The sequence below is a fragment of the Bradyrhizobium sp. HKCCYLRH2015 genome (assembly GCF_051168215.1).
Classification (GTDB): Bacteria; Pseudomonadota; Alphaproteobacteria; order Rhizobiales; family Xanthobacteraceae; genus Bradyrhizobium.
Genome location: NZ_JBNPUO010000005.1, coordinates 341,284 through 346,186, shown reverse-complemented (window position 1 = coordinate 346,186; position 4,903 = coordinate 341,284). Strand labels below are relative to the sequence as shown.

Sequence of the window (4,903 nt, the reverse complement as noted above, 5' to 3'; positions counted from 1 at the left end):
CTTGCGAAGGTCCGATCGCGGCTGGTGGTCGATTGCGCGGGATTCAGTTCACGCGATGGGCCTGCGCCATCGCGACGATCACCCTGCGCGGCCCCTTGAACGGCTCGCGCGCGTGCGCCGTCAGCATGTTGTCGAGCATGACGACGTCGCCGGTCTGCCACGGGAAGACGATCTTGTGCCGGTCGAGCACGCGGCGGACCGTGGCCAGCGTCTCATCCTCGATCGGCGCGCCGTCGCCGTAGAACGCATTGCGCGGCAGCTCGAGCGGATCGCCAACGATGTCGAGAAGACTCTCCCGAACCTCGGGCGCGAGGCTGGAGACGTGGAACAGATGCGCCTGATTGAACCACACCATGTCCCCGGTCACGGGGTGCACCGCGGTCCCCTGGCAGACCTGCCGTGTCCGCAATTCGTCGCCATCCTTCCATTCGCAGGCGATGGCATGCGCGGCACAATAGGCCTCGACTTCGGCCTTCGACTCCGTGCCGAACACCTGCCGCCAGTCGACGTCGAGACCGCTGCCATAGTTGCGGACATACATGACGCCGCGCTCGGCGAAACGGTTGCGGATCGCGGCAGGCATGTCGCGGTGAATGAGCCGGCTGTCGGCGACCGGCGTTTCGCCACCCTGCTGCGCCGCCTGCTCGCAATAGAACCAGATCTTCATCGGCCAGTCGCGCGTATAGGCCTGCTCGTTGTGCAGCGGGATGCTCTGGTGCGGCGGATATTCGGTCGATGTGTAGACGCCGGCGCTGACCTTCGATCGCGGCGTCGAGCCGAATTCGTAGGACAGCAGCGGATGGCCGAAGCTCGCGGCAAAGCTCCTGAACGCCTCGGCGCCATCGAGATGGAAGCCACGGAAGAGAATTCCGCCGCAGGCGTAGAGCTGGCGCTCGATCATGTCGCGGACGTCGCTGACGGCCTCCATCAGCGGCTGCTGCTCGCGGCTGGCCCGCAGAAGGAACGGCAACGATTCTTGTTCTACTTTAGATTGTATTGCGAACATGACCTCTCCCCGTCTCCCGTCGATTTCAGCATCGAAGTCTCATCACCAGCCGGCTCGCCAGCTGGGCCACGCTTTCGGCACGCCGCTCAAGGCCCCGCGCGAGCAACGGCGAGCTCCGGCCGGGCCGCGCGTGCCAGCAATGCGGCAAGGAGATTCAGCAGATCCGCCTGCCGGCTATGGATGAAGAAATGGTCGCCCGGCAACGTGTCTCGGCCGAACGCGCCGGAGGTCTCGGCCCGCCACGCCTCCAGCGCCTCGGCGCGCGTCTCGTCGAGATCGCCGCCGAACACGTGCAGCGGACAGGGCAACGGCTGGCGCCGCTGATAGACGTAGGTCCCGCACATCACGAAGTCGGCCCGCAGGATCGGCAGCGCGCTGCGCATGATCTCCATGCTTTCGAACGCCTCCGGCGGTGTGCCGTTCAGCCTGAGAAGCTCGTCGCGCAACGCGTCGTCGCCGAGCGGCTCGCGCCAGCGGCTGCCGTCGCGCACGGCCGGCGCTTCCGTTCCGGACACGAGCAACATCTGCGGCCCCGGCGCACCGCGCGCGAGCAGCCGGTGCGCGAGCTCGAAGGCGAGCAAGCCGCCAAGACTGTGCCCGAACAGAGCGTAGGGCTGCGCCAACGGCGCCCCGATCAGTTCGGACGCGAGCTGATCGGCCAGCACGGCCGCATCCGTCTGCAGCGGCTCGTCCATCCGCGCCCCGCGTCCTGGAAGCTCCAGCGGCAGGACCTCGATCCAGGACGGAAGACCTCTCCTCCAGCGCGCGTAGACCATGGCGCTGCCGCCGGCATGGGGCAAACAGATCAGCCGCATGGCAGCCATCCTCCCTCGCTTCAGGATTCGGCAGAGGCCTGCGTGTTCTCCTGCATGAATTTCCGCAGCGAGAGCGGCCGCATGTCGGTCCACACCTGTTCGATATGGTCCAGACATTCCTTCTTGTTCCCGGTGACGCCTTTGGCCGTCCACCCGTTCGGAATGTCCTTGAATGTCGGCCAGATCGAATATTGCTCTTCGTGATTCACGACGACGGTGAAGGTGACGTCGTCCCTGTCGAAGACCATCATGACCGGCTACTCCCTACTAACAAGCGACGTTGATGAACTACGAGTAATGCAGTTGATAATGACAGTCAAAAGGATACCGCCGATCGAAGTTTTTAATCTCTCCAAGGTGACACGCGGGTGACGACTCAACATCTGGATGCATCGGCTTCAAGTCGGTGATTCCGGCGGCTCTACAGCAATTGCCGTGTAGTTCGGTGTTGCATCACGCTCCATTCGCTTGCCCGCCTTGGCATGCGCGCCACGGACCGCACGCTCTCCGTCGCTTGGACATGCAACTCTACGCGTCGCTCCAACTAACCAAGCCGCCGCACATCTGCCGTGCGGCGGCCTGGTCGCCCTCATGTACGTCGACGCTTCAGAAGTTGAACGTCGTGGAAACGAGGTAGGTGCGCGGCGCGCCCAGCGTGATCACGCCACTATAGGCGGACGCCCAATAGGTCTTGTCGAACACGTTCTCGACGCTGGCGCGAACGATGATCGGCTTGCCGTTCCACGGCGAGGTGAACTTGTAGCGCGCGCCCAGGTCCACTCGCGTCCAATCTGGCAACGAGAGCGTATTGGTTGCGTTGACATATTGCGCGGCCGTGTAGACGACCCGGCCCGTCAGGGTCAGGTCGCGTGCGAACGGCGTGTCCCATTCGGCGCCGAGATTGACCGTCAGTTCGGGCACACCGATGGCGCGCTTGCCGTCCGTCGTGCCGCCTTGCGTCTTCTCCTGCACGCCGTGGGTGTAGGCCGCGCCTCCGAGCAGGCGCAGCTCCGGCGTGATCTCGCCGAACACGTTGAACTCAGCTCCGGTATTTCGCTGCAAGCCGTTGAGCACCTGGGCGGGCAATGCCACCCCTGCCGTTGCGACGCTGATGATGCTCGGGCGCGAGATGTCGAAGGCGCTGAGCGTCGTCGTGATGCGGCCGAAATCGACCTTGATTCCGGTCTCCACCTGCTTGGTCTGCCCCGGAGGGAACACCGTGCCGACATTGCTGAAATTGCCGGTGACGACGGCCGGGGTCTGCAAACCCTCGATATAGTTGGCGTAGAGCGCGACCTGCTGGACCGGCTTGATGACGAGCGCATAGGCCGGCGTCCAAACCGAGGTGTCCGCGAACGGCCTGCTCGACCCCGGCGCGACGAAATTCGTTATCTCGGTCCCCGCGGTCTGGCGGCGCGCACCGACGGTCAGTTGGATCCTCTTGTCGAGAATGGACATCGTGTCGGAGACGCCGACGCTCCAGAGATTCGCGCCGACGATCTGATTGGCTGCCAGCGTCGACGAGAATCCCGGCAGCGCGATGTTCGAGGGATCACGATAGAGATTCCAAGGCGTCGCCGCCGACAGCGTCCCCGTGACCACACGCTGGGTATAGGTGCGATCGGTGACGGAGTAGCCGACATTGATGGCGTGGTTGACGGGCCCGGTGTCGGCGGTCAGCCGAAGGCCGGCTTCGCCCGCCAACGTCTCATAGGTCTCGCTCCCCGTGAGCGGGGTTCCGGTGAGAACGCCGTTATTGCCGAGAACCGGCGACGTATAGCGATAGTTGATGTTGCTGTCGTGATAGCCGAACCCTGCGTAGGCCGTGATGTGATCGCTGAGATCGACCTCGCCCTTGACCGTCGAGAAGAAATCGGTCGGCGCATAATAGGCCCACGGCATCTGGAAGTTGGTGCCGGACGGCGGCGGCGACGCGATGCTGGTCGTGGTCGGGCCGACCGTGAAGAAGCGCAGCGGCGGATTCAGCTTGTCCGCCTGATAGCCGATATCGGCGTCGATGCGGACGTTCTCGCCGTGATAGTCGACCGCGAGGTGAGCATTTCCGAACTCGTCGGTCTGGCGGTCCCACGGCGTATTGCCGTTGGAATACTTGCTGTTGAGACGGACGCCCCACTCCTTGTGCTCGCCGTAGCGGCGGCTGACATCGACCTCCTCGCCGAATTGCGATCGCGACGCGAAGGTCGCCGTGAGTTGCGTGATGTCGGTGTCGGGCGCGTGCTTGGTGATGAGATTGACGCTGCCGCCGACCGCACCGCCGCTCGAGGCGCCGGTGCCGCCGACCGTCATGCCGTTGAGCAGAGCCGCCGGCCCCTTGAGCAGCTCGACCCGCTCGATGAAATTGGCGCCCGTCGAATAATACGGCGCAATGCCGGCGAGGCCGTTCAAGGCGTAGTCGCCGCTGTCATAGTAGAAGCCGCGGATGAACAGGCTGTCGGCGCCGCCGCCGGCCGCCTGGATCGTCCGCACCGAGGGATCATTGATCAGCACGTCGCGAATTGTGCGGGCCTGCTGGTTCTGGATGAGCTGCGAGGTGAAGCTCGTTTGGTTGAAGGGCGTGTTCATGATGCCGCGATTGCCGAGGAGTCCGAGGCCGCCGCCGCTGGCGACCTGGCCGCCGGCATAGGGCGACGGCGGCGCGCCGACTGTTCCCGTCGACGGCGTCACGTAGGCCACCGGGGCGGTCGGCGGCAGGTTGCGCGGCGCGACGCGGCGCCGCTGAACGGTTCGCGTCGCGGTCGCCTGCGGTCTCGAGGCGGTCTGCCGGACTTTCGGCTTCGGCGCGTCGACGGTCACGTCGGGGAGCTTGGTCTGCGCGAAGGCCGGTTGAACGCCTCCGACATTCAGCGTGAGCGCCAATGAGCTCACAAGTCCCAACGACATCGTCAATCCAACGTCTTTATCCAAAATGCGACAAACCATCCTGACACCCCGATCATTCCAAGTTCCAACTCGGCTCGTCGGTGGTCCTAACACACAGGTATTTGAGGATGGCGTCGCGCGACGTAGAACTCGTCTAACGAGCGACAGTCTCGCCGAATCGGTCAGCTCAACAGATTGCCGC

At 64.4% G+C, this 4,903-nt stretch carries 4 protein-coding genes; all 4 read right to left on the bottom strand.

From position 1 onward, the window contains the following. Positions 1-43: 43 nt before the first annotated feature. Complete coding sequence (locus ACQR1H_RS15565) at positions 44-970, bottom strand: TauD/TfdA family dioxygenase (protein WP_316180544.1); 927 nt, start codon at positions 968-970, stop codon at positions 44-46. A 122-nt stretch (positions 971-1,092) separates the two neighbouring features. After that, on the bottom strand, positions 1,093-1,821 hold the full coding sequence (locus ACQR1H_RS15560) for a thioesterase II family protein (protein WP_434907797.1): 729 nt from the start codon (positions 1,819-1,821) through the stop codon (positions 1,093-1,095). Positions 1,822-1,841: 20 nt separating this feature from the next. Then, the gene (locus ACQR1H_RS15555; protein WP_316237917.1) at positions 1,842-2,072 is read right to left on the bottom strand and encodes an MbtH family protein; all 231 of its coding nucleotides are present in this window, start codon (positions 2,070-2,072) and stop codon (positions 1,842-1,844) included. A 355-nt stretch (positions 2,073-2,427) separates the two neighbouring features. Then, on the bottom strand, positions 2,428-4,722 hold the full coding sequence (locus ACQR1H_RS15550; RefSeq protein WP_434907796.1) for a TonB-dependent receptor: 2,295 nt from the start codon (positions 4,720-4,722) through the stop codon (positions 2,428-2,430). Positions 4,723-4,903: the final 181 nt, after the last annotated feature.

Excerpts from the sequence above, each read along its gene's own strand:
- ACQR1H_RS15560 (WP_434907797.1), bottom strand. The coding sequence starts at position 1,821 with ATGCGGCTGATCTGTTTGCCCCATGCCGGCGGCAGCGCCATGGTCTAC.
- ACQR1H_RS15555 (WP_316237917.1), bottom strand. The coding sequence starts at position 2,072 with ATGATGGTCTTCGACAGGGACGACGTCACCTTCACCGTCGTCGTGAAT.
- ACQR1H_RS15550 (WP_434907796.1), bottom strand. The coding sequence starts at position 4,722 with ATGTCGTTGGGACTTGTGAGCTCATTGGCGCTCACGCTGAATGTCGGA.